This is a genomic window from Micromonospora sp. NPDC004540 (genome assembly GCF_040610095.1).
Lineage (GTDB): Bacteria > Actinomycetota > Actinomycetes > Mycobacteriales > Micromonosporaceae > Micromonospora.
Map to the genome: position 1 here is coordinate 1 of NZ_JBEXLR010000076.1, position 21,366 is coordinate 21,366.

Genomic DNA, 21,366 nt, shown 5'->3' on the forward strand with positions numbered 1-21,366 from the left:
CACCTTCGACACCGCCGACGTCTACGCCGGCACGAAGGCCGAGGAGGTGCTCGGCCGCGCTGGTGGCGGCGCTGGTCTGGGCCTGGTGGCCGGACCCGGCGAAGTACCGGCCGGTGCAGGAGCACGAGCGCGGCACCGTCGCCGACGTGCTGCCCACGGGGCAGCGGCATTCCGCCGTGCCGGCGGTCAAGCCGAACCTCCGGGTCGGGGAGCGGCGCACGGTGACCACCGTCTGGCCCGGTGCCACCACGCCACCCAACCCCGGCGAGCAGCGACTGGCGCTCGTCCTGGTGCCCCGGGAGCCCGTCTCGCCCGCGGCTGCCGGCCACCCGCGATCGACCTGGGTCTTCCCGTTCAACCCGCCGGAGGCACCGGGCCCGGGTGACAACCAGGCCCTGGCGGTCAACACCCGGGACGGCTCCACCGTCTACGACGTGGCGTTCGCCCTTGTCTGGGCCGACGGGAACGAGGGCGACGTCGACAACCGCAACGAGGCGTACGCCCTGGCGAGCTGCCGGGACTGCCGCACGGTGGCGGTCTCGTTCCAGGTGGTGCTCGTCGTCGGGCCCGCCGACGTGATCGTGCCGGAGAACGTCTCGGCGGCCGTGAACTACTCCTGCCGGGACTGCCAGACGTACGCGGTGGCCTCGCAACTCGTGTTCACCCTGCCCGAGGGGCTGAGCGACGACACGAAGGACCGCATCACCGCGCTGTGGCGGGAGATCGAGCGGTTCGGCCGGCACATCCGGGGGCTCGGTCCGCAGGAGATCCAGGCCCGCCTGGAGGGGTTCAAGGCGCAGATCGTGGCGATCATCGGGCAGGACCCGGCGGTCGCGGCGACGGCCGGCGGCACGCCCTCCCCGACCGCTGCGACCCCGACGCCGGCCGCCGGCATGACCCCGAGCCCCACCGACACGCCGTCCGTCGCGCCGTCGGCGCCCGCCGGCTCCACCGCACCGGCGGCCGACACCGCGTCGCCCGCGGACTCCGCGTCCACCTCACCGGTGTCCACCCCGTCGGGTACGACTCCGTCGGCCACCCCGGCCGAGGGGTCACCGTCGGCCCCCACGGTCCAGGAGTCCCCGTCGGCCGCCACGGCCGAGGGATCGGAGATGGCGACACCGACGCCGGTCGGCTGAGACCCACCTCACCCCGTGAGCAGCGGGGTGAGGTGGGCCACCCGAAAACCGTTCGCCGCCTGTCGTACCCCCGCAACAGAATCCAGGCATGCTGCGCCGCTCCCTACCCGCCCGTCCGGAAGCCCGTCGGATCCTGGTCGGCACCCTGCTGTCGGCCGTCGGGCGCGGCCTCACCCTGCCCTTCCTGTTCATCTACCTCACCGACGTACGCGGGCTGAGCGACGCCCGGGCCGGCCTGGTGATCGGCTGGTTCGGCGCGGTGACGCTGGCGCTGTCGCCGCTGGGCGGCACGCTGATCGACCGGTTCGGCGCGCGCCGGGTGGTGCTGCCCTGCCTGGCGATCGAGGCGGTCGGCACCGGCTCGCTGGCCCTGGTCGACTCGACGGCCTCGGCGTTCGGGGTGATGACGCTGGTCGCCGTCGGCAGCTCGGCGATCTGGGCCGGCCAGAACACCATCCTCGCCTCGCTGACCGGCGACGGTGAGCGGCAGCGGGTGTTCGGGTTGAACTTCGCCCTGCTCAACCTGGGCATCGGCGTGGGCGGCCTGATCTCCGGCGCGGTGGTCGACGTGGCCCGGCCGGTCACCTTCCAGGCCATCTACGTGCTGGACGCGGTGAGCTACCTGATGCCGGGCCTGATCCTGCTGACCCTGCCGCACGTCGGGCACCGGCTGGTCGAGGACCGGGCGGTGGACGCCGGGCCGGGGGCCGGGGGCTACCTCGCGGTGCTGCGGGACCGGCCGTTCCGCCGGCTGGTCCTCTTCGGCCTGGTCCTCACCACCTGCGGCTACGCGCAGATCGAGGTGGGCTTCGCCGCGTACTCGGTGCGGGTGGTGGAGGTGTCGCCCCGGGTGGTGGCCTGGGCGCTCGCCGGCAACACCGTGATGATCGTGCTCTCCCAGCTGCTGGTGATCCGCCGGATGGAGGGGCGGAGCCGGACCGGCGCGCTCGCCGCGGTGGGCGCGGTCTTCGCGACCGCCTGGCTGGTCCTCGGCGCGGCCGGCGTGGTCGGCACGGGCAACGCGCTGCTCGCGGCGCTCGGCGTGGTGGCCTGCTCGGCGATCTTCGGGTTCGGTGAGACGATGCTCTCGCCGGTGATGCCGGCGCTGACCAACGCGCTCGCCACCGACGAGCTGCGCGGCCGCTACAACGCGATGAGTTCGATGATCTTCGGGATCAGCGGCGTCATCGGCCCGGTCACCGCAGGCCCGCTGATCGGCGCCGCCAACGGCCGGCTCTGGGTGGCGGTCGTGGTGGGCGGCTGCCTGACCGCCTCGGTGCTGGCGCTGTCGCTGCGCCCGCTGCTCAACGCCGCGCAGGACGGCCGCGTCGCCGCCTCCGCCCGTGAGCCGGAGCCCGCGCCCGCCTAGCGGTCGCCGCCGGCACACGAACGGGCCCCGGAGCATCAGCTCCGGGGCCCGTTGTCGTGCGGTCGGCCGTCAGGCGGCGGGGACCTCCGCGGTGGTCTGGATCCGGTCCAGCGCCGGCGCGGAGACCGGCGACTTCTCGGTCAGGTACGCGGTGAAGGCGTCCAGGTCGATCATGCCGGTGACGGCGTTCGTGCCACCGGTGAGGACGCTGAAGCCGTCACCACCGCCGGCGAGGAAGTTGTTCACCGTGACCCGGTAGGTCGCGGTGTCGGTGACCGGGGTGCCGTTGATGGTGAGGCTGCCCCGGACCACGCGGGTGCCGCTGCACGGCGTGGCGGCCGGCGCCGTGGTGCCGTTCACGTCGACGACGTAGTGCACGGTCGACGACGCGTACAGCACCTTGGCGGTGGTGAACTGCTGCTCCAGCAGGCAGTAGAGCTGCGCGCCGGTCAGGTCCAGCGTCACCAGGTTGTTGGCGAACGGCTGGACGGTGAACGCCTCGGCGTAGGTGACCGGGCCGGCGTCGAGGTCGGCGCGGACACCACCGGGGTTCATGAACGCGGCGACCGCGTTCTGCTCGTTGTCGGTGGCCGCGAGCTGGGCGTCGGCGATCACGTTGCCGAGCGGCGACTCACCGGTCTGGTACGTCGGCTTGCCGTTGACGTCGACCCCGGTCTGGTACAGGTTCTCCTGGGTCTTGGTGATCACGCTCGTGGTCTCGCCGACGACCTTGTCGGCCACCGGGCCGAGGGCGGTCTTGTAGTGGGTGATCAGGTCGTTCGTGGCCTGGTCCGGGTCGACGGTCCGGGTGACCACGACGTTGTTCGCCGACGCGCTGACGATGTCGCCGCTGCGCCGGTCGACCTTCAGGTCGATGTCGGTGACCAGGCGGCCGAACGAGCTGGCGCTGGTGACCAGCTTGCCGTTGATGTTGCAGTTGTACGCGGCGTGGGTGTGCCCGCTGACGATCACGTCGATGGACGGGTCCATCCGGTTCGCGATGTCGACGATCGGGCCGCTGAACCCGGTGCAGTCGTTGATGCCGCCGCCGTTCTGCACGCCACCCTCGTGGAGCAGCACGACGATCGACTGCACGCCCTGGGCCTGGAGGATGCGGGCGTACTTGTTGGCGGTGTCCGCCTCGTCCGCGAAGGACAGGCCGGCGACGCCCTGCTGGCTGACGATCTGCGGGGTGCCCTCCAGGGTCATCCCGATGAAGCCGATCTTGACGCCGTCGACCTTCTTGATGCCGTACGGCGGCAGCAGCGGCTTGCCGGTGGCGGTCTTGAAGGCGTTCGCCGAGAGGTACTGGAACTGGGCGCCCGCGAACGGCGTGCCGTCGCCGCAGCCGTCGACCGGGTGGCAGCCGCCGTTCTGCATCCGGAGCAGCTCGGTGGCGCCCTCGTCGAACTCGTGGTTGCCGACGCTGGTGAACTCGAGCCCGGCGAGGTTCATCTCCTCGATGGTGGGCTCGTCGTGGAACGCGGCGGAGAGCAGCGGCGAGGCGCCGATCAGGTCACCGGCGGCGACCGTGATGGTGCGCTCCCGCTCCTCCTCGGTGGTGCCACGCAGCGCGTCGAGGTGGGCGGCCAGGTATGCCGCGCCACCGGCGGGCTGCCCGGCGATGGAGCCGCTGGAGCCGGTCGGCGGCTCGAGGTTGCCGTGGAAGTCGTTGATGGCGAGCAGCTTGACGTCGACCGGCTTCGGGCCGGCCTCGGCCTGGTTGGGGTTGACGGCGACCGCGGTGAACGCGGTCGCGGCGAGTGCGGCCAGGCCGACGGCGGCCCGGCGCATCCCGGGGACGGACATGGAACTCCTCGTGAGACTCGGCGCGTGGCTGTCCGGGCGATGGTTCGCACCGGTGACCCTGGACGTGCCGTGACAGGGGTCGATCGCGGATGACGGCGGTCGGGGGGACGCCGCCTGCCGAAGCAAGCTTGCCACCCGTCAAGCGATCGGTCGACCGGGGCAGTCCGTCTCAACATTGGATACCGGCAGCAACCTGCACCGGTACGCCCGACTAGTCGGACATGACCGGCGGGTGAATTCCTTGATGCCGCGCCGCTGTCGGAGGTATGGACTAGGAAAGTAGCCATGGAGTCGAGCGGGACCAACTGGACGGTGGACTCGGTGCGCTCCGCCGACGGCACCACGATCGCCTACGAGACGGCCGGCGACGGCCCGCCGATCATCCTGGTCGGCGGGGCCTTCAACGACCGGAGCACCACCCGCCCGCTGGGCGCCGCGCTCACCGCCGACTTCACCGTCTACGGCTACGACCGGCGGGGCCGCGGCGACAGCGGCGACACCGGGCCGTACGCGGTGCAGCGCGAGATCGAGGACGTAGCCGCGCTGATCGACCGGGCGGGCGGCGGCGCTCACCTCTACGGCCTCTCCTCCGGCGCGATCCTCGCCGCCTACGTGGCGGCCGAGGGCGTTCCGGTCACCGGGCTGGCGCTCTTCGAGCCGCCGTTCCAGGCCGGTCCGCACGGCGGCCGGAAGCCGGGGCTGGCCGAGCGGTTGAGCGACCTGGTCTCGTCCGGCCGGCGCGACGACGCGGTCGCGCTCTTCCTGACCGACGCCGTCGGCGTGCCCGCCGAGGCGGTCGGCGGGATGCGCGCCGCCCCGGAGTGGGCCTGGATGGCGGGGCTGGCGCACACCCTGGCCTACGACACCACGGTCACCGGCTACGGCGAACTGCCCGCCGACCGGCTCGCGACGATCGCCGCCCCCACCGTGGTGCTGGACAGCACCGGCAGCCCGCCGTGGCTACGGGACGCGGCCGTGGCGACCGCCGGGGTGATCCCCGGTGCCACCCACCTCAGCCTGGCGGGTGGCTTTCACGAGGTGCCGCCGGAGGTGCTGGCCCCCGCGTTGCGCGACGCCCTGCTCGGCTGAATCCCGGAATCCCTGAGGGCCCGGTTCACGCCCACGGCGCCGGCTCCCAGGGACAGGGAGCCGGCGCCGTGCGCGGGGCGGACCAGCAGGAGGGTGCGGCGCCTGCTGATCCACGATCAGTTGTCGGTCGAGGCGGCCGGGTCCGCGACCCGGGTGCCTCGGGATCGGCCTTTTCATGTCACGTGGAGAATCTTGCTCGCGCAACCTTCCCACAGGTAAATACATCTGTGGACGAGCCGAACACGACCGATCGGCGGTCAACATCTGCCGGTCCGCCGGTGGTATCCGGCCAAAGGCCTGTCATCAGCGGCAGCGCCAGACCGTCGGCACGTCCCGGACGCCCCGGCGCGAACCCGGCTCGGCGGGGTGCACCGCTCCGTGGATCGTCCCCGCGTCGTCGATCAGAACCGGCTGCGGCCCGTACTCGAGGTCCGCACCGGCGGGCAGTGGAACGGTACGTGCGGTGCCGTCCCGCTCGACCAGCTTCCAGCCCTGGCCCGGGACGCCGGCCAGCACCCTCCCGTCCGGGCCGACGACCACATTGAAGTGATTGCGGGTGTCCAGGCCGTGGTAGACGACGAGCTGCCCGGTCCGCACGTTCAACATCGCCGGTGGGGACTTCTCGTCGGCGCCGGGGATGATGCCGGCCACCCAGTCGCCTCGCATCGGCAGCTGTTCGAACCGCATGCTTCCCGGACTCCAGCCGGCGGGAACGGGCAACACCGCGCTGCTTCCGTCGGCCCCCAGGAGCTGGATCCTCGCCGTCCCCCCGGTCGGCGTTTCGGCTTCGAACCAGACCACCGTGCCGTCGTCGGTCCAGCCGATGACCCGACCGGGCCCGGGTTGACCGAGCATCCGCGGTGGCCCGTCCGAGCCCGCCGACCAGACCACCGGCGCGCTGCCGCGACCGGCCGAGCTGCTCATCCCCAGGATGTCACCGCGGCCGTTCACCGCCAGCGGAAGGGTCTGCTCGTATCCCGGGGGCGGGGTCAGGTTCCGCAGCTCCCCGTCCTGATAGACCCAGGAGGCGCGGGGATCCTCTCCCCGTGATCGGCTCGTGCCGAGGACGACGCCGGCGGCGTTCACGGCGGTCACCTCCGCCCTCGCCCCGGGCAGGTCGATGAGCGACGGCCCGCCCCGGTCCCAGAGCACGAGGTAGGACCGCACCTGTTCGACCGCCTTGTCACTCACCTCGGCGGTCCCGGCCAGGAAACGGCCGGTGGGGTCGGCCGCGGACACCCGCGGGAACCACGCCTCCGTCGGCACCGTGTACTGCTCGTACCCGCATGGCGCGGCGGCGTCAGCGACGGTGACGGTGACCGGCACCACCGTGGGGGTGGGCAGGATCTCGGGCGGGCGGTCGCTGACCTGGTCCAGACCCCGGTCAGGCCCGCTCCGACCCACCACCACCGCCGAGCCGAGCCCGACGGCGAGCACCGCCATCGCCGCCAGCCCGACGGTGAGCCGGCGACGCCGCCGCTCCGCCCGTCGGCCGGCCAGCAGCACCGCACCGACCTCCACCCGGGTGGGCGGTACGGGTGCCCGGGTCAACGTCCGACGGACGACGTGACCCGCCTGTTCCTCGTCCCAGGTCATGTCATCCTCCTGCTCGGTTGTCGGTGCGGGCCTCGACGTCGAGCCGGCGGCGTAACGCCGCGAGCCCGCGGGAGGTGTGACTCTTGACGTTGCCCGTGGAGCAGCGGAGCAGGTGCGCCACCTCGGCGACCGAGAGGTCGCAGGCGAACCGCAGGGTCAGCACCGCCCGTTGGGTCGGTGGCAGCCCGGCGAGCAGGTCACGGACGGCTTGGCGGTCCTCGATGTCGGGCGCCCCGGGGACCGGCCGGTCCGGCGTCTCCGACATCAGCCGGATCCGGGACCAGCCGCCGCGCCGGTCGTCGAGATAGGTGCGGACCAGCATCCGACGGACGTACGCGTCGGTGTTGTCCGCGCCGGCCGCTCGCCGCCAGTGCCGGTACAGCTTGGTGAGCGTGGTCTGCACGATGTCGTCCGCCTGGTGGGCGTCACCGCACAGCAGGTACGCGGTGCGGTGCAGCACGGGTAACCGCGCCGTCACGTACCCCACGTACTCCGTCTCGTCCTCGGCCCGCATGCCGCTCCTCTCCGGGACCCTCCGCACCTGTGACGGATCCACCCGCGACCCGGGTTGCATCGGGACAATCCGCCCCGAGACCGATCGGTGGGCCACCGCCGGCGGCCGGTCGAAATCGTCCACTGTCCGATCTCGACCAAACCCCGCACCGCGCGGCGCTGGCGCACCGATCGGGTAGATCGACAGGCCGGTGAGCCGCGGTGAGCTGTCCGAAACAGATCGAAAGTGAAAGATTTTATTCGAATCGTCGGGCTGTCCAGGGGTACCGGATGGACGCACGAGAGAGCCAGAGGAAGGAAGAGTTCATGCATGCAGCACGTCTCCGGACCGCCTCCGTCGCCCTGGCCGCGAGCGTAGGACTGGTCCTCGCCACGACGGGTGTGGCGCAGGCCGCCCCGGTGAGCCAGCAGGCGCCGGCGGCCGCCCCCGCGGCGTCCGCGGTGAGCACTCCCGTCACCGGCAGCTTCACCGACGCGCTGGGCGGAGTCGGTAACTTCACCGGCACCTTCACGCCCACCCGTTTCGTCAACCAGAACGGTCAGCTCGCCGCCGTCGGCACGCTGGCCGGCACCCTCACCAACTCCGCCGGCACCTCGCTCGGCGCGATCAGCCAGCAGATCACCGTGCCGGTCCAGGCCAGTGCCACCTGCGACATCCTCAATCTCGATCTCGGCCCGCTGGACCTGAACCTGCTCGGTCTTCAGGTGCACCTCGACGAGGTCGTGCTCGACATCACCGCACAGCAGGGCCCGGGCAACCTGCTCGGCAACCTGCTCTGCGCCGTCGCCGGCCTGCTCGACAACACCGGCGGCGCCGGCGGCGCCCTGAACGGGATCGTCGCCCTGCTCAACCGGATCCTCCGGGCGCTCTGATCCATTCCGATTCCCCGGAGCTGAGGGGTGGAGGCCACCGGGACGCGGTCCCGGCGGCCTCCACCGCGTCCCGCCCCGGCGGCCGCGTCCTCGGCCAGGTGGCGGACCCGCGCCGCCACCCGGACCAGGTCCAGGTCCGTGCCGGGCGGCCGGTACATCTCCTGCGCCGCGATGTCGGCGAACCGCTCGACCGTCACCAGGTAGCCCCGCACGGCCGGCCCGCCGCGCAGGTAGCGGTCGAGCCGCGCCGCGTGCAGGTTGGAGCCGCAAGCGACCTACCAGAGGAGCCGCTCGCTCAGAACCAGCAGGTCCGCCCGGCGGCGTGGCTGACCTGGACGGTGTGCGTGACGCAGCCGCCGTCGGCCACCCGGTGCAGCAGGAACGCGGTCGGTTCGGCGACCCACCCGATCTCCGAGTCGTCCGCCATGGCCAGGCTCACCTGCATCCAGGTGCTCGGCGCGGTGGTCAGCACCGTGCCGGCGAAGGCGCTGGTCACCGGCCGGTGCAGGTGGCCGGCGGCGACGCGGACCACGTGGGGGTGGCGCCCGATCACCTCGGCGAGGGCTGCGGCGTCGGTGAGCCCCATGGCGTCCATGGCCGGGACGCCGACCGCCACCGGCGGATGGTGCAGGCACACCACGGCGGGCACCTCGGTGCGGCCGGCGAGCACCCCGTCGAGCCAGCCGAGCTGATCCTCGCCGAGCCGCCCGGCGGCGTCGCCGGGGGCGTGCGAGTCGAGCACCACGAGCGTCCCGTCCGGCTGGTCCACGTGGTAGTGGGCCGAGAAGCCGCCACCCAGGTACGGGGTGCCGCCGAAGGTGTCGAGCAGCGACTCCCGGTCGTCGTGGTTGCCGGCGGCGAGGTGGACGGGCAGCGGGAATCGGGCGACGATCTCGCGCAACGCGAGGTACTCGTCCGGGCGGCCGTTGCCCACCAGGTCGCCGGTGATCACCACGCAGTCCGGCCGGGGGCGCAGGGCGAGCACCCGGCCGAGCGCCCGGTGCAGCCCGGACGCCGGCTCGGCGGCGAGCGGCCCGGTGGTCACGTGCGGGTCGCTGAGCTGGGCGATGAGCATCGGCGCCTCCTGACGAGCCGGGACCTTCACGCTATCGTCGCCGGCCCCCGCCGCGCGGCCCCGCCGCACCCACAGCCCCCGTCCACAGCCTGTGGATAGCACATGTGTACGAAGGTCGCCGGCTCCCCCGATGGGTACCCTTGATCGCGCCCCGCCCCCTCCGAGCAGGAACGACGTGGATCACGAGCGAGTCGTCCGGGACGTCACGGTCCGCCTTCCGATGGCGTCGACCGCGCTGGAGGCGTGCCAGTGGACCGTCGCGGCGCTGGCCCGGCACACCCCGGCGACGATCTCGATCCTGCTCCAGGTCCACGACCGGCTCCGCTGCGTCGCGGCAACCGGCGCCTGGCAGGTCTTCTCGACCGTGCCGTCGAAGACCGCGGGCGACAACTCCGGCTCGGCGCGCCTGACGCCGCGCCGCGACCCGGAGCCGTCGATCGTCGGCCGGGTGTACGACTCCGGCGAGCCCGCCACCGTCCCCGACGTGACCGCCGACCCCGACTACCTCCCGGTACGCCCCGACGTCACCGCCGAGATCTGCGTGCCGGTGCGGGACCGGGCCGGCCAGCCGCTCGGCGTGCTGGACCTCCAGTGGAGCGGCCCGGTCGAGACGGACCGGTGGCGGGCGACCGCGCAGCGGCTGGCCGACCGGCTCGGCACCCGGCTCGGTGCGCTCGGCGGACCGCCGGCCGAGAGCCGCAGCGAGAAGCTGCTCCGGCACACCGCCGCCATGACCACCGCCCCCACCGACTGGGACCTGATGACCGCCGCGATCGGCGCGGCCCGGGACGTCTCGGCCCTCTCGGCCGCCGTGCTGATCCTCGCCGGCCCGCGCGAGCCCCGGCTGGGCGCGCCCACGGGCACGCCCGACGCGCTGGAGGGCCGGATCCGGGCGGAGCTGGCCGAGGCCGGCCCGGCGGCGCTCGCCCGGATGATCGACCGGGCGCACCGGCACGGCTCGGCGTACACGCTGGGCGAGGAGGGGCACCCGCCGACCGAGGACTACCTGCCGCTGACCCGGGCCGGGGCGCGCACCCTCGTGGCGGTGCCGGTCGGCCCGCCGGACGGCGGCGGGGTGCTGCTGGTCGCCGACGAGCGGCTGCTGCGCCCGGACCCGACCACGGTCAACCTGATCGAGCTGCTGGCCGGGCAGGCGTGGATCTGCCTCGACCGGCTGCGTACGCTCGCCCAGCTGCGCGAGCAGGCCAGCTCGGACCCGCTCACCGGGCTGCGCCACACCGGGCCCTTCGGGCAGCGCATCGCGAGCGCCACGCCGGGGCGTACCGCCCTGCTGGCGATCGACGTGGACGGCTTCAAGGACGTCAACGACACCTACGGCCACCAGGCCGGCGACCGGCTGCTGGTGGGGCTGGCCCGGGCGCTGGAGGGTGCGCTGCGCCAGGGCGACGAGCTGTACCGGACCGGCGGCGACGAGTTCGTCGCGGTGATCGAGGTGAGCCGCCCCGAGGAGGCCGTCCGGATCGCCGAGCGACTGACCGACGCCGCCCGCCGCACCGGCCGGACGATCAGCGTGGGCGTCGCCCTGCCCCGACCCGGCGAGACGCCGGAGCGGACCCTGCGCCGCGCCGACCAGGCCCTCTACGCGGTGAAGCGGCACGGCCGCGACGGCGTGCACCTCTCCGCCGCCTGACCCCCTGCCTCGCGGCATCACACCCGGTCTGCCCGGGCACAAAGGGCAAGATCGCGGGCGGTCAGGGGCGGGTCAGCTCCTTTGCCAGGAGCTCGGCGATCTGGGCGGTGTTGAGGGCGGCACCCTTGCGGAGGTTGTCGCCGGTGACGAAGAGGTCGAGGGCGCGCGGATCGTCGACGGCGCGGCGGATCCGGCCGACCCAGGACGGGTCGGTGCCCACCGCGTCGATCGGCATGGGGAACTCGCCGGCGGCCGGGTCGTCGACCAGGATCACGCCGGGCGCGTTGCGCAGCACCTCGCGGGCCCCCTCGGCGTCCACCTCGGTGGCGAAGACCGCGTGCACGGCGACCGAGTGACCGGTCACCACCGGCACCCGGACGCAGGTGGCGGAGACCTTGAGGTCGGGCAGCCCGAGGATCTTGCGCGACTCGTTGCGCATCTTCAGCTCCTCGGACGACCAGCCGCCGTCCGCCAGCGAGCCGGCCCAGGGCACCACGTTGAGCGCCAGCGGCGCCGGGAACGGGCCCAGTTCGTCGCCGACCGCCTGCCGGACGTCGCCCGGCCGGGAGCCGAGCACCCGGTCCCCGGCGATCTTGCCGAGCTGGGCGTGCAGCGCGTCCACGCCGGCCTGCCCCGCCCCGGAGACCGCCTGGTAGGAGGCGAGGACCAGCTCGCGCAGGCCGTACTCGCGGTGCAGCGGGGCGATCGCCACGATCATCGCCAGGGTGGTGCAGTTGGCGTTGGCGATGATCCCCTTCGGCCGGTTGCGGACCTGCTCGGGGTTGATCTCGGGGACGACCAGCGGGACGTCCCGGTCCATCCGGAACGCGCCGGAGTTGTCGACCGCGACCGCGCCCCGGCTGACCGCGACCGGGGCCCACTCGGCCGAGACCGCGTCCGGGACGTCGAACATCGCCACGTCCACGCCGTCGAACGCCTCGGGGGTGAGCGCCTGAACGGTCAGCAGTTCGCCCCGGCACTGGATCTGGCGGCCGGCCGAGCGCTCGGAGGCGAGCAGCCGGATCTCGCCCCACACGTTGCGACGGGAGGAGAGGATCTGGCACATCACCGTGCCGACGGCGCCGGTCGCCCCGACCACGGCGAGGGTGGGCAGCGACGACATCCGCACTACCGCCCGGTGCCGGCGTAGACGACCGCCTCGGTGTCACCGCCCAGGTCGAAGGCGTCGTGGATGGCCCGGACCGCCTTGTCGAGGTCGGTGTCCCGGCAGACCACCGAGACCCGGATCTCCGAGGTGGAGATCATCTCGATGTTCACGCCGGCGGCGCCGAGGGCGGCGAAGAAGCCGGCCGCGACACCCGGGTGCGAGCGCATGCCGGCGCCGATCAGGGAGACCTTGCCGACGTGGTCGTCGTAGAGCAGGCCCTTGAACTTGACCGACTCCTGGATCTTGCTGAGCGCCGCCATGGCGGTCGGGCCGTCGGTCTTGGGCAGCGTGAACGAGATGTCGGTGCGGCCGGTGCCCTCGGTGGACACGTTCTGCACGATCATGTCGATGTTGATCTCGGCGCCGGCCACGGTGTCGAAGATCCGCGCGGCGGCGCCCGGCTCGTCGGGCACGCCGACGATGGTGATCTTCGCCTCGTTGCGGTCGTGGGCGACCCCGGTGATCAGTGCCTGTTCCACAGGAAGGTCCTCCATCGATCCGGTGACCATCGTGCCGGTGTTGGTCGAGTATGACGAACGGACGTGGATCGGCAACCCCGCGCGCCGGGCGTACTCGACGCTGCGCAGGTGCAGCACCTTCGCGCCGCAGGCGGCCAGTTCCAGCATCTCCTCGTAGGTGATGTGCTTGATGTGCCGGGCGTTCGGCACGATCCGCGGGTCGGCGGTGAAGACGCCGTCCACGTCGGTGTAGATCTCGCAGACGTCCGCGTCGAGCGCGGCGGCGAGGGCCACGGCGGTGGTGTCCGACCCGCCCCGGCCCAGCGTGGTGACGTCCTTGGTGTCCTGCGAGACGCCCTGGAAGCCGGCCACGATGACCACCGCGCCCTCGTCCAGCGCGCCCTTGAGGCGGCCCGGGGTGACGTCGATGATCCGGGCCCGGCCGTGCACCGAGGTGGTGAGCACGCCGGCCTGGGAGCCGGTGAACGAGCGGGCCTCGTACCCCAGGTTGTGGATGGCCATGGCGAGCAGCGCCATGGAGATCCGCTCCCCAGCGGTGAGCAGCATGTCCAGCTCGCGGCCGGGCGGCAGCGGGCTGACCTGGTTGGCCAGGTCGAGCAGCTCGTCGGTGGTGTCCCCCATGGCGGAGACCACCACGACCACGTCGTCGCCGGCCTTGCGCGCGGCCACGATGCGCTCGGCCACCCGCTTGATCCGCTCGGCGTTGGCGACGGAGGACCCGCCGTACTTCTGCACCACGAGTGCCACGACGGTGCACTCCCTCCCAGCGACGACCCTGAGCGTGCCGACGCCGCCGGGTTCTTCGGTCCGGCGGCGCGTGTCAGACCTCCCCAGGGTATCCGGCGCCGAACGACGCCGGGTCGGGTGATCCCACCATCCGGCCCGGCGTGGGGCGGCTCACCGCCGCCGGCCGGGCCGCGCGACACGCCGGGCGGAACACCCGTACGGCGGGCTCCCGGACCCGGGCGGGCACCGCAGAATGTCCCGGTGCACGCACACCGACGCGCGGCCCGGCGGCTGGCCGGCACCCTGGCGCTCACCCTGCCGGCGCTCCTGGCCGCCTGCACCGCCGACCTGCCGAGCCCGGCCCCGACCAGCACCGCCGACCCGGTCCCGGCCGAGGTGGACGCGGCCCGTGACGAGCTGGCCGCGCTGGCCGCCGCCGCCCAGGACCGGCACCTCACCGCCACGTACGCCTTCGAGCCGGCCGGGGGCGCGGCCCGGACGGTCGCGGTGACCAGCGCCAACGACGGCACCTGGCGGGTGGACGTGCCCGGTTGGGGGCAGGGCGGCGCCGTCGACGTCTCGCTCGCCGCGACCGCGGACGGGCTCTTCCAGTGCGCCCTGCCCTCGGCCGGCTGGGCGCAGCCGGCGGGCTGCGTACGCCTCGGCGACGCCGACGACGCCGTGCCCCGGAAGCTGGACCCACGGGTACAGCACCCGTTCACCGACTGGCTGGAGGTGCTCACCGACCGGCGCGCCCCGCTCGCGGTGTCGCCGGCCGCCCCGCTGCCCGGGGTGAGCGGCGACTGCTACTCGGTCGAGTCGACCTCGGCCTCGCTGAACGCCCCGCTGGACGTGGGCATCTACTGCTACCGGCCGGACGGCACCCCGGCGGCGGTCCGGGCCTCCTTCGGCACCCTCCGGCTGGCCGGCGAGCCCGGTGCGGCCCCGGCCACCGTGCAGCTGGCCGGGCCGGTCGGCGAGGGCGAGCCGGTGAGCGGGGAGGCGCCGTCGCCGTCCGACAGCCCGAGCGCGGGAACGCCCTGACCCCGATGTCCGTTACGGGTGCTATTGGCCACATCTGACCGGGGGTGTCGAGGGCGTAAGACGTCCGTGCGGGATGCTCTCCGCATGGCCGACCTCACCCCGCTGCTCGCCTTCCGCTGGAGCCCGCGCGCCTTCGACCCGGCCGCGCGGCTCACCGAGGACGAGACGGCCTCCCTGCTGGAGGCGGCCCGCTGGGCGCCCTCGGCCGGCAACGCCCAGCCCTGGCGGTTCGCGCTCGGGCACCGGGAGGACAGCGCCTGGAAGCGGATCCTGGTCAGCCTGCCGGACGGCGACCAGCGCTGGGCCCGGCACGCCGCTGCGCTGCTGCTCGCCGCGCACACCGGCGGCGACCCGGAACGGGCCGCGTACGACCTGGGTCAGGCCGTCGCCCACCTGACCGTGCAGGCCACCGCGCTCGGCCTGCACGTGCACCAGCTCACCCGCTTCGACCGCGTCGGCCTCGCCACCGAGCTGGACCTGGCGGTCGGGATCCGGCCCGCGGTGGTCGTCGCGATCGGGCGGCTCGGCGACCCGTTCGCCCTCCCCGACGACCTGCGGGACCGGGAGACCAGACTGCGCCGCCGCCGGCCGCTGGACTCCCTGCTCCTCACCTGATCACCACGGCCCGGGTCACCCGCCTCGGCTGGCCTGGAGCAGAACCATCGCGGCGTCGGTGTTGCGGTAGCGGACGTGCCGGCCCTCCCGGGACCGCGAGACCAGGCCGGCGGCGTGCAGGGCGGTCAGGTGCTGCGACACGTTCCCGCACGACATCCCGGTGAGCCGGGCCAGGTCGGTGGTGGTCAGCGCCGAATCGAGCAGGTGCAGCAGCGAGGCTCGGCCGACGCCCACCACCCGGGCCAGCGGATCCCCGGGCGGGGCCGGAACCCGCTCCCAGAGCGTCCCGACCGCCCGGACCGGGTACGCCCCGGCCGGCAGCGAGTCCTCCAGCAGGTTCCACAGCACCCGCCGGTCGGTGAACACGCTCGGGTTCAGCGCCAGCCCTCGCCCACGGAGGTCGAAGTCGCGCTCGAACGGGTCGTCGCTGACCACCCGGTCGCCCAGCCAACGCAGGCTCGGGTGGAGCTGCGCGAACAACCGACCGGCACCGCCCTCGGCAAGCTGGGCGGCACGATACGCGACGTCGGCGTCGAGCAGCGCCCGCATCCGCGTCCAGTCCGGGGCGATCGCCTCGTCGTACCAGACCCGCATCGCGTCGACGAGCTGCGGCAGCAGCCCGCGGGGATCGGCGAGCAGCGCCTGCCCGAACGGGCTCAGCGGCCCTCGTGGGGTTGTCGCCAGCAGATCCTGAACCACCACGTCCGGCGGCGTCGCCGCGATCTGGTCGAGCTGCTCGGACATCTCCATGCCCGGCCGGGCCGCCGGCGTGAGGAAGTCGGGCAGCCAGCGGCGCGGCCGGGTCAGCTCCACCAGCGGGCGGACCCGGTCGGCCACCTCCGGACGGCGCAGCGTCAGCCGGGCCCGGTCGATCCAGGGCAGATGCACGGCGTAACGGACCGGATCGGCCAGCGCCCACATGCTCAGCACCGTCTCGTTGGCCGGCGATACGGCGAACCGCACTCCCGCGACGTCGGCCAGGCTGAACCGCAACTCGGACACGCACACCCCCGGACGCAGGATTCGCCCCAGACTAAAAGGCTCGACGGGATCGATGGGGGCACGGTTCACTCACCCGCCATGGGGGCCAGAGACACCATCCGCACCGCCGTCCGGCACGTCGTACCGCCAGCCGGGTTGACCCGCGCCCTGGCCGTGCAGGCCATGGTCTACGCCGTCGGCAACGGCCTGTTCCAGGCCGGCAGCGCCGTCTTCTTCACCCGGGCGCTCGGGCTCAGCGCCGCCCAGGTGGGGCTGGGCCTGTCCATCGCAGCGGGGGTGTCGCTGCTGGGCACGGTGCCGCTGGGCGGGCTCACCGACCGGTACGGACCGCAGCGGGTCTGGCTGGTCGGGCTGGTGCTGGACGCGGCGCTCTTCGCGGCGTACCCCTTCGTGGGCGGCTTCGCCGGCTTCCTCGCCGTGGTGGTGGCGCTGGCCGCCGTCGACGCCGCGAGCGGCGTGGCCCGGCAGGTCTACTCGATCAACGCGCTTCCGCCAGCCGAACGCGTCACCGCGATGGCCTACCAGCGCTCGTCGCTGAACGTCGGGTTCGGCCTGGGTGCGGTGATCAGCGGCCTGGTGCTGGCGGTGGACACGATCGCGGCGTACCGGGGGATGGTCTGGTTCATCGCGGCGGTCTTCCTGGTGACGGCGCTCTTCGTGCGGCGGCTGCCCCGGCTGCCGCAGGCCGCCAGGACGGCGGAGCCGATGAGCCGGCTCGCCGTGCTGCGGGACCGCCCGTTCATGGCGGTGTCGCTGCTCTCCGGGCTGCTCACCGCGCACCAGACGCTCTACCTGACGGTGATGCCGCTCTGGATCCTCACCCACACCGACGCCCCGAAGACGGTGATCGCCGGGCTGGTGCTGCTCAACACGGTCCTCATCGTGCTGCTCCAGGTACGCGCCAGCCGGGGTGCCGACACCGCGCCGGGCGCGGCCCGGGCGTCCCGCCGAGGCGCCCTGCTGATCGCCCTGTTCTGCCTGGTCCTGCCGATCTCCGGGGTGACCCGGGGCACCCTCACCCTGGTGGTGCTGGTGGCCGCCGCGACGCTGCTGATCGTGGCCGAGCTGGTCGAGTCGGCGGGCACCTGGGGGCTCACCGCCACCCTGCCGCCGGCCGCCCACCGCGGCGCGTACGTGGGGGCGTTCCGGCTCGGCACGCAGCTTCAGTACCTGATCGCCCCGGCGGGCCTGACCGCGCTCGGGGTGACCACCGGCGGCTGGGGCTGGTTCCCGACGGCAGCGGTCTTCGCGCTCGTCGGGGTGGCGCTCGTGCCCGTGGTGGCCTGGGCCGGGCGGACGCCGCGGCTGGGCGCCCCGGCCCCGGCCCCGGCCCCGGAGGAGACCGTGACACCGGTCCCATAGTCCGGACCTGGCTTCCCACCGCCGATCTCACCACGTAGGGTGACCTTGTCATGTGGCGGGCGTACCTTCTTCTTGGCTGCCGCGACGAGGCCTGACCGGCCGGCACCTCGTCGCGGAGTTGAACCGCGCCGTCCAGCACATCCGAACTTCCTCTCGGCACTGCCGCGCACCGTCGCCCGGCATTTCGCCGACACCTTCCGATCTGCTGACGCCACATGTTCCCAGGGAGCACTTCGACATGGCTCAACCTGTCACCGACGCTGAAACCGATCCGATCGCCCGGCAGCGCCCCAGCCGGATGCCGTTCCAGCGTTACCTGCCCTACCACCAGCAGTTCCGGTTCGACCTGCCGGACCGCGCCTGGCCCGCCCGCCGCGTCGAGGCCGCGCCCCGCTGGTGCGCCGTGGACCTCCGTGACGGCAACCAGGCACTGATCGACCCGATGTCCCCGGAGCGCAAGCGCCGGATGTTCCAGCTGCTGGTGCAGATGGGCTACAAGGAGATCGAGGTCGGCTTCCCCTCGGCCAGCCAGACCGACTACGACTTCGTCCGCCAGCTGATCGAGCAGGACCTGATCCCGGAGGACGTCACCATCCAGGTGCTGACCCAGTGCCGGGAGCACCTGATCGACCGGACCTTCGAGTCGCTGCGCGGCGCCCGCCGGGCCATCGTGCACTTCTACAACTCCACCTCGACGCTCCAGCGCCGGGTGGTCTTCGGCCTGGATCGCGACGGCATCACCGACATCGCCGCCACCGGCGCCCGGCTCTGCCAGAAGTACGCGGAGATCCACACCCCGGACACCGACATCCACTACGAGTACTCGCCGGAGTCCTACACGGGCACCGAGCTGGAATACGCGCTGGAGGTCTGCGCCAAGGTCATCGAGGTGGTCGACCCGACCCCGGACCGGAAGCTGATCGTCAACCTGCCGGCCACCGTCGAGATGGCCATGCCGAACGTCTACGCCGACTCGATCGAGTGGATGCACCGGCACCTGCCCCGCCGCGACAGCCTGGTGCTGAGCCTGCATCCGCACAACGACCGGGGCACCGGGGTGGCCGCCGCCGAGCTGGGCCTGCTGGCCGGCGCCGACCGGATCGAGGGCTGCCTGTTCGGCAACGGCGAGCGCACCGGCAACGTCGACCTGGTCACCCTGGGGCTGAACCTGTTCTCGCAGGGCATCGACCCGATGATCGACTTCTCGAACATCGACGAGATCAAGCGCGCCGTCGAATACTGCAACCAGCTGCCGGTGCACGAGCGTCACCCGTACGCGGGCGACCTGGTCTACACCGCCTTCTCCGGCTCGCACCAGGACGCGATCAAGAAGGGCTTCGACGCCCTGCACACCGATGCGGCGGCGGCCGGGGTGCCGGTCGACGAGTTCACCTGGGCGGTGCCCTACCTGCCGATCGACCCGAAGGACCTGGGCCGCACCTACGAGGCGGTCATCCGGGTCAACTCGCAGTCCGGCAAGGGCGGCGTCGCGTACATCATGAAGTCCGAGCACCAGCTCGACCTGCCGCGCCGCCTCCAGATCGAGTTCTCCGGCGTGGTCCAGCAGGTCACCGACCACGACGGCGGCGAGGTCGAGCCGGGCACCATGTGGGAGATCTTCGCCCGCAACTATCTGGTCGACCACCAGGTCGACCCGGCGGTCACGCTGGCCGGCTACGCCATCGGCACCGCCGACGGCAAGGTCGAGATCGAGGCCCGGGTCGGCTACGACGGAGAGGTCCACCCGCTCACCGCGGTCGGCAACGGCCCGATCGACGCGTACGTCAACGCGCTGCAGTCGGTGGGCGTGGCGGTACGGGTGCTCGACTACCACGAGCACGCGCTCTCCTCCGGCGGGGACGCGCAGGCCGCCGCGTACGTGGAGTGCGAGGTGGACGGTGTGACCGTCTGGGGCGTCGGGGTGGACGCCAACATCGTGACCGCGTCGATCAAGGCGGTCACCAGCGCGGTCAACCGCGCCCGGAGCTGACCGACGGCTGGTCGGGCCCGCTCTCCCGGGCCCGACCGGCCGGTCAGACCGGTACGACGCCGGGGTTGCCGTCGTCGAGGACGACCGCCTGCGCCACGATCACCCGCTGCCCGTCGAAGGTGGCCGCCGGCGAGCCGTGCAGCCGGTAGCCGTCGGCCAGCGCCGCGCTGACCCGCCGGCAGAAGTCGGCGTCGTCCGGCCCGGTGAGCAGCCGGTACCGCAGCCGGGCCGGCGTCCCGCTCTCCTGATCACCCATGGCCCGACGCTAACAGCACCACCGGTCACCGCTTGTCGGGCGGCGTCGAGGCGGGCAGCGAGGGGCAGGGCTGGGCGCCGGGCGCGCGCCGCTGCGGCCGGTGGATGAGCAACCCGGCCAGGACCGCCCCGGCCAGCAGCAGGCCGGCGCACCAGAGCATCGCCCCGCGGAAGGCGTCGGCCAGCGCGGTCTTCTGCTCGTACCCGCTGCCGGAGAGGCCGACCAGCAGCGGCAGCGCGGCCACCGCGAGCAGGCCGCCGGCCCGGGATGCGGCGTTGTTGAAGCCGCTCGCCACCCCGGCGAAGCGGTCCGCCACGGCGGCCAGCACGGACGCGGTCAGCGGGGCGACCACCAGGGTGAGCCCCGCGCCGAACAGGAGCACCCCGGGCAGCACGTCCGTCCAGTACGACGCGCCGGGACCGACCCGGCGCAGCAGCAGCAGGCCGGCTGCGGCGACCACCGGGCCGATGGTGAGCGGCAGCCGGGGACCGATCCGGGCGGCGAGCGCGCCGGCCCGCGCCGAGCCGACCAGCAGCAGCAGCGTCATCGGCACGGTGGCCAGGCCGGTGAGCAGCGCCGACCAGCCGACCACGTTCTGCAGGTAGACGGCGAGGAAGAAGGTGAACCCGCCGAGGGCCGCGTAGACCACCACGGTGAAGATGTTCAGCACCGAGAAGAGCCGGCTGCCGAACAGCCCGGTGGGCAGCATGGCCGTGTCGCCGCGACGCCGCTCGACCAGCACGAAGACCACCGCGCCGAGCACCCCGACCACCGCCGCGGCCAGCACCGCCGGGGAGCCGGCGCCGCGCGCCGGTGCGTCGATCAGGGCGTACGTGACGCCGCCGAGGGCCAGCGCGCCGAGCAGCGCGCCGGCCACGTCGAACCGCCGGCCGGCCCCGGTACGCGAGGCGGCCTCGTCCCGGCTCTCCGGCACCCAGCGCAGCGCGGCGAGCACCACCCCGACGGCCAGCGGCAGGTTGACGAAGAAGATCCACCGCCAGGAGAGCGTGTCGATCAGCCAGCCGCCGAGGAGCGGGCCGAGCGCGGTGGACACCCCGGACAGTCCGGACCAGGTGCCGATCGCCTTGGCCCGGTCGTCCGGGTCGAAGCTGGCCTGGAGCACGGAGAGCGAGCCGGGGGTGAGCAGCGCCCCGCCGGCGCCCTGGAGGAAGCGGGCCGCGATCAGCCAGCCGGTCCCCTGCGCCAGCCCACAGAGCACCGACGCCACGGCGAACCACACCACCCCGAGCAGGAAGATCCGCCGTCGCCCGAACCGGTCGCCGAGCGCGCCGCCGAGCAGCACGAAGGCGGCCAGCATCAGCAGGTAGCCGTTGACGGTCCACTGGAGACCGGCGACGCTGGCGCCGAGTTCCGCGCCGAGCCGGGGCAGCGCCACGTTGACCACGGTGCTGTCCAGGAAGACCATGCCGGAGGCGAGGATCGCGGCGAGCAGCGTGCCGCGGCCGGCGGCGGAGCCGATACGCAGCGCGGGAGCGGGTGCCGTCATGGGTAACCACTCTGCCGGGCCCTCCACTCCGACGCCACGAATCACGGAATCCGTCGCCAGGTACTGTGCGGACTCGCCCGGAGCACGCAAGCTGGAGAGGTGT

Annotated in this window: 18 protein-coding genes; 9 read left to right on the top strand and 9 right to left on the bottom strand. The window is 73.3% G+C overall.

Going from position 1 to position 21,366, the window contains the following annotated elements; genetic code table 11:
* Positions 1–62 precede the first annotated feature (62 nt).
* Together ABZV78_RS22580 and ABZV78_RS22585 are read left to right on the top strand one after the other, a co-directional pair.
* On the top strand, positions 63–1,139 hold the full coding sequence (locus ABZV78_RS22580) for a hypothetical protein (protein WP_355641457.1): 1,077 nt from the start codon (positions 63–65) through the stop codon (positions 1,137–1,139).
* A gap of 88 nt (positions 1,140–1,227) precedes the next feature.
* Positions 1,228–2,508 (top strand): MFS transporter, encoded by a 1,281-nt coding sequence (locus tag ABZV78_RS22585; RefSeq protein ID WP_355641459.1) that lies wholly within the window; start codon positions 1,228–1,230, stop codon positions 2,506–2,508.
* A gap of 69 nt (positions 2,509–2,577) precedes the next feature.
* Here ABZV78_RS22585 and ABZV78_RS22590 read toward each other — a convergent pair whose 3' ends face one another.
* A complete protein-coding gene (locus ABZV78_RS22590; RefSeq protein WP_355641460.1) occupies positions 2,578–4,317 on the bottom strand; it encodes a bifunctional metallophosphatase/5'-nucleotidase in 1,740 nt (579 codons plus the stop codon).
* A 285-nt stretch (positions 4,318–4,602) separates the two neighbouring features.
* Between ABZV78_RS22590 and ABZV78_RS22595 the strand changes: the two genes are divergently transcribed.
* Positions 4,603–5,406, top strand: a complete 804-nt coding sequence (locus ABZV78_RS22595; protein ID WP_355641462.1) for an alpha/beta hydrolase — start codon at positions 4,603–4,605, stop codon at positions 5,404–5,406.
* A 303-nt stretch (positions 5,407–5,709) separates the two neighbouring features.
* On the opposite strand, the gene ABZV78_RS22600 is transcribed toward ABZV78_RS22595, so the two are convergent.
* Positions 5,710–7,002 (bottom strand): hypothetical protein, encoded by a 1,293-nt coding sequence (locus ABZV78_RS22600; RefSeq protein WP_355641464.1) that lies wholly within the window; start codon positions 7,000–7,002, stop codon positions 5,710–5,712.
* A gap of 1 nt (position 7,003) precedes the next feature.
* On the bottom strand, positions 7,004–7,516 hold the full coding sequence (locus tag ABZV78_RS22605; RefSeq protein ID WP_355641466.1) for a SigE family RNA polymerase sigma factor: 513 nt from the start codon (positions 7,514–7,516) through the stop codon (positions 7,004–7,006).
* 305 nt (positions 7,517–7,821) lie between these two features.
* Here ABZV78_RS22605 and ABZV78_RS22610 point away from each other — a divergent pair, with 305 nt between their 5' ends.
* Positions 7,822–8,388 carry a hypothetical protein gene (locus ABZV78_RS22610; protein ID WP_355641468.1) on the top strand — a complete coding sequence of 189 codons (567 nt, stop codon included), beginning with the start codon at positions 7,822–7,824 and terminating at the stop codon, positions 8,386–8,388.
* A 295-nt stretch (positions 8,389–8,683) separates the two neighbouring features.
* Here the strand turns inward: ABZV78_RS22610 and ABZV78_RS22615 are convergent, their stop codons facing one another.
* On the bottom strand, positions 8,684–9,463 hold the full coding sequence (locus tag ABZV78_RS22615; protein ID WP_355641469.1) for a phosphodiesterase: 780 nt from the start codon (positions 9,461–9,463) through the stop codon (positions 8,684–8,686).
* Between the two features lie 175 nt (positions 9,464–9,638).
* Here ABZV78_RS22615 and ABZV78_RS22620 point away from each other — a divergent pair, with 175 nt between their 5' ends.
* Positions 9,639–11,114, top strand: coding sequence for a diguanylate cyclase (locus ABZV78_RS22620; protein WP_355641471.1), 1,476 nt, complete (start codon positions 9,639–9,641; stop codon positions 11,112–11,114).
* Positions 11,115–11,175: 61 nt separating this feature from the next.
* Here the strand turns inward: ABZV78_RS22620 and ABZV78_RS22625 are convergent, their stop codons facing one another.
* Both ABZV78_RS22625 and ABZV78_RS22630 read right to left on the bottom strand, forming a co-directional pair.
* Positions 11,176–12,237 (bottom strand): aspartate-semialdehyde dehydrogenase, encoded by a 1,062-nt coding sequence (locus ABZV78_RS22625; RefSeq protein WP_355641473.1) that lies wholly within the window; start codon positions 12,235–12,237, stop codon positions 11,176–11,178.
* Between the two features lie 5 nt (positions 12,238–12,242).
* Positions 12,243–13,508: an aspartate kinase gene (locus ABZV78_RS22630; RefSeq protein ID WP_355641475.1), complete on the bottom strand. Its 1,266-nt coding sequence runs from the start codon at positions 13,506–13,508 to the stop codon at positions 12,243–12,245.
* Between the two features lie 240 nt (positions 13,509–13,748).
* Between ABZV78_RS22630 and ABZV78_RS22635 the strand changes: the two genes are divergently transcribed.
* Together ABZV78_RS22635 and ABZV78_RS22640 are read left to right on the top strand one after the other, a co-directional pair.
* On the top strand, positions 13,749–14,531 hold the full coding sequence (locus ABZV78_RS22635; RefSeq protein ID WP_355641477.1) for a hypothetical protein: 783 nt from the start codon (positions 13,749–13,751) through the stop codon (positions 14,529–14,531).
* An 84-nt stretch (positions 14,532–14,615) separates the two neighbouring features.
* On the top strand, positions 14,616–15,146 hold the full coding sequence (locus ABZV78_RS22640; RefSeq protein ID WP_355641479.1) for a nitroreductase family protein: 531 nt from the start codon (positions 14,616–14,618) through the stop codon (positions 15,144–15,146).
* Between the two features lie 15 nt (positions 15,147–15,161).
* Here ABZV78_RS22640 and ABZV78_RS22645 read toward each other — a convergent pair whose 3' ends face one another.
* On the bottom strand, positions 15,162–16,148 hold the full coding sequence (locus tag ABZV78_RS22645; protein WP_355641481.1) for an ArsR family transcriptional regulator: 987 nt from the start codon (positions 16,146–16,148) through the stop codon (positions 15,162–15,164).
* Positions 16,149–16,226: 78 nt separating this feature from the next.
* Between ABZV78_RS22645 and ABZV78_RS22650 the strand changes: the two genes are divergently transcribed.
* Both ABZV78_RS22650 and leuA read left to right on the top strand, forming a co-directional pair.
* Positions 16,227–17,510 carry an MFS transporter gene (locus ABZV78_RS22650; protein ID WP_355641483.1) on the top strand — a complete coding sequence of 428 codons (1,284 nt, stop codon included), beginning with the start codon at positions 16,227–16,229 and terminating at the stop codon, positions 17,508–17,510.
* Positions 17,511–17,748: 238 nt separating this feature from the next.
* Entirely contained in the window at positions 17,749–19,500 is a 1,752-nt protein-coding gene (gene leuA / locus ABZV78_RS22655; RefSeq protein WP_355641485.1) for a 2-isopropylmalate synthase, read from the top strand.
* Between the two features lie 43 nt (positions 19,501–19,543).
* Here leuA and ABZV78_RS22660 read toward each other — a convergent pair whose 3' ends face one another.
* Together ABZV78_RS22660 and ABZV78_RS22665 are read right to left on the bottom strand one after the other, a co-directional pair.
* The gene (locus ABZV78_RS22660; protein WP_355641487.1) at positions 19,544–19,756 is read right to left on the bottom strand and encodes a DUF1737 domain-containing protein; all 213 of its coding nucleotides are present in this window, start codon (positions 19,754–19,756) and stop codon (positions 19,544–19,546) included.
* A gap of 25 nt (positions 19,757–19,781) precedes the next feature.
* Entirely contained in the window at positions 19,782–21,263 is a 1,482-nt protein-coding gene (locus ABZV78_RS22665; protein ID WP_355641489.1) for an MFS transporter, read from the bottom strand.
* Positions 21,264–21,366: the final 103 nt, after the last annotated feature.

Excerpts from the sequence above, each read along its gene's own strand:
- ABZV78_RS22585 (WP_355641459.1), top strand. The coding sequence starts at position 1,228 with ATGCTGCGCCGCTCCCTACCCGCCCGTCCGGAAGCCCGTCGGATCCTG.
- ABZV78_RS22590 (WP_355641460.1), bottom strand. The coding sequence starts at position 4,317 with ATGTCCGTCCCCGGGATGCGCCGGGCCGCCGTCGGCCTGGCCGCACTC.
- ABZV78_RS22595 (WP_355641462.1), top strand. The coding sequence starts at position 4,603 with ATGGAGTCGAGCGGGACCAACTGGACGGTGGACTCGGTGCGCTCCGCC.
- ABZV78_RS22600 (WP_355641464.1), bottom strand. The coding sequence starts at position 7,002 with ATGACCTGGGACGAGGAACAGGCGGGTCACGTCGTCCGTCGGACGTTG.
- ABZV78_RS22605 (WP_355641466.1), bottom strand. The coding sequence starts at position 7,516 with ATGCGGGCCGAGGACGAGACGGAGTACGTGGGGTACGTGACGGCGCGG.
- ABZV78_RS22610 (WP_355641468.1), top strand. The coding sequence starts at position 7,822 with ATGCATGCAGCACGTCTCCGGACCGCCTCCGTCGCCCTGGCCGCGAGC.
- ABZV78_RS22615 (WP_355641469.1), bottom strand. The coding sequence starts at position 9,463 with ATGCTCATCGCCCAGCTCAGCGACCCGCACGTGACCACCGGGCCGCTC.
- ABZV78_RS22625 (WP_355641473.1), bottom strand. The coding sequence starts at position 12,237 with ATGTCGTCGCTGCCCACCCTCGCCGTGGTCGGGGCGACCGGCGCCGTC.
- ABZV78_RS22640 (WP_355641479.1), top strand. The coding sequence starts at position 14,616 with ATGGCCGACCTCACCCCGCTGCTCGCCTTCCGCTGGAGCCCGCGCGCC.
- ABZV78_RS22650 (WP_355641483.1), top strand. The coding sequence starts at position 16,227 with ATGGGGGCCAGAGACACCATCCGCACCGCCGTCCGGCACGTCGTACCG.
- leuA (WP_355641485.1), top strand. The coding sequence starts at position 17,749 with ATGGCTCAACCTGTCACCGACGCTGAAACCGATCCGATCGCCCGGCAG.
- ABZV78_RS22660 (WP_355641487.1), bottom strand. The coding sequence starts at position 19,756 with ATGGGTGATCAGGAGAGCGGGACGCCGGCCCGGCTGCGGTACCGGCTG.
- ABZV78_RS22665 (WP_355641489.1), bottom strand. The coding sequence starts at position 21,263 with ATGACGGCACCCGCTCCCGCGCTGCGTATCGGCTCCGCCGCCGGCCGC.